The organism is Streptosporangium sp. NPDC023963, assembly GCF_040639135.1.
Classification (GTDB): Bacteria; Actinomycetota; Actinomycetes; order Streptosporangiales; family Streptosporangiaceae; genus Streptosporangium.
Window position 1 is genome coordinate 1 of sequence record NZ_JBEZZK010000044.1, and the last position, 2376, is coordinate 2376.

Genomic DNA, 2376 nt, shown 5'->3' on the forward strand with positions numbered 1-2376 from the left:
AGTCGCATGCTGTAGACCCGAAGCGGAGTGATCTAGGCATGGGCAGGTTGAAGCGCGGGTAAGACCGCGTGGAGGACCGAACCCACCAGGGTTGAAAACCTGGGGGATGACCTGTGTTTAGGGGTGAAAGGCCAATCAAACTCCGTGATAGCTGGTTCTCCCCGAAATGCATTTAGGTGCAGCGTTACGTGTTTCTTGCCGGAGGTAGAGCACTGGATGGCTAATGGGCCCGACAAGGTTACTGACGTCAGCCAAACTCCGAATGCCGGTAAGTGAGAGCGTAGCAGTGAGACTGCGGGGGATAAGCTCCGTAGTCGAGAGGGAAACAGCCCAGACCACCGACTAAGGCCCCTAAGCGTGTGCTAAGTGGGAAAGGATGTGGAGTCGCAGTGACAACCAGGAGGTTGGCTTAGAAGCAGCCACCCTTGAAAGAGTGCGTAATAGCTCACTGGTCAAGTGATTCCGCGCCGACAATGTAGCGGGGCTCAAGTACACCGCCGAAGTCGTGGCATTCACACATGTATCCGAGCCTTTGTGGTTTAGGTGTGTGGATGGGTAGGGGAGCGTCGTGCGGCCGGGGAAGCAGCGGAGTGATCCAGCTGTGGAGGCTGTGCGAGTGAGAATGCAGGCATGAGTAGCGAATCAGAAGTGAGAAACTTCTGCGCCGGATGACCAAGGGTTCCTGGGGCAGGCTAATCCGCCCAGGGTAAGTCGGGACCTAAGGCGAGGCCGACAGGCGTAGTCGATGGACAACGGGTTGATATTCCCGTACCCGCTACGATGCGCCAATACTGAATCCAGTGATACTAAGGGTCCTTAACCCCCCTAAAGCCTTCGGGCTTGGGGTGAGGGTGAACGCCTGGCCTGAACTGGTAGTAGGTAAGCGATGGGGTGACGCAGGAAGGTAGCCCAGCCCAGGCGATGGTAGTCCTGGGGTAAGCATGTAGGACGTGTTGTAGGCAAATCCGCAACACATTAAGTCTGAGATGTGATGCCGAGCCGATTGTGGCGAAGTGGGTGATCCTATGCTGCCGAGAAAAGCCTCTAGTGAGTGTCGTGGCGGCCCGTACCCTAAACCGACTCAGGTGGTCAGGTAGAGAATACTAAGGCGATCGGGTGAACTGTGGTTAAGGAACTCGGCAAATTGCCCCCGTAACTTCGGGAGAAGGGGGGCCTTCGCTGGTGACGAGCTTCGCGCTCTGAGCTGGTGGGGGTCGCAGAGGCCAGGGGGAAGCGACTGTTTACTAAAAACACAGGTCCGTGCGAAGTCGTAAGACGATGTATACGGACTGACGCCTGCCCGGTGCTGGAACGTTAAGGGGACCGGTTAGTCGCACTTGTGTGGCGAAGCTGAGAACTTAAGCGCCAGTAAACGGCGGTGGTAACTATAACCATCCTAAGGTAGCGAAATTCCTTGTCGGGTAAGTTCCGACCTGCACGAATGGCGTAACGACTTCCCCGCTGTCTCAACCGCAGACCCGGCGAAATTGCACTACGAGTAAAGATGCTCGTTACGCGCAGCAGGACGGAAAGACCCCGGGACCTTCACTATAGCTTGACATTGGCGTTTGGAACGTCTTGTGTAGGATAGGTGGGAGACGGTGAAGCTATCACGCTAGTGGTGGTGGAGTCATTGGTGAAATACCACTCTGGTCGTTTTGAACGTCTAACTTCGGTCCGTGATCCGGATCAGGGACAGTGTCTGGTGGGTAGTTTAACTGGGGCGGTTGCCTCCTAAAGAGTAACGGAGGCGCCCAAAGGTTCCCTCAGCCTGGTTGGCAATCAGGTGTCGAGTGTAAGTGCACAAGGGAGCTTGACTGTGAGACCGACGGGTCGAGCAGGAGCGAAAGCTGGGACTAGTGATCCGGCGGTGGCATGTGGAAGCGCCGTCGCTCAACGGCTAAAAGGTACCCCGGGGATAACAGGCTGATCTTCCCCAAGAGTCCATATCGACGGGATGGTTTGGCACCTCGATGTCGGCTCGTCGCATCCTGGGGCTGGAGTAGGTCCCAAGGGTTGGGCTGTTCGCCCATTAAAGCGGTACGCGAGCTGGGTTTAGAACGTCGCGAGACAGTTCGGTCCCTATCCGCTGCGCGCGCAGGAGACTTGAAAGGAGCTGTCCCTAGTACGAGAGGACCGGGACGGACGAACCTCTGGTGTGCCAGTTGTTCCGCCAGGAGCACGGCTGGTTGGCTACGTTCGGAAGGGATAACCGCTGAAAGCATCTAAGCGGGAAGCTCGCCTTGAGATGAGGTCTCCCACCACGTAAGTGGGTAAGGCTCCCGGTAGACGACCGGGTTGATAGGCTGGAAGTGGAAGCGCAGTAATGTGTGGAGCTGACCAGTACTAATAGGCCGAGGACTTGACCACAAAGCA

General features: G+C 56.6%; 1 rRNA gene. It reads left to right on the top strand.

The features are described from left to right. Positions 1-2370: ribosomal RNA gene (locus AB0F88_RS44230) — 23S ribosomal RNA — on the top strand; the annotation flags it as partial. Between the last annotated feature and the right edge of the window lie 6 nt (positions 2371-2376).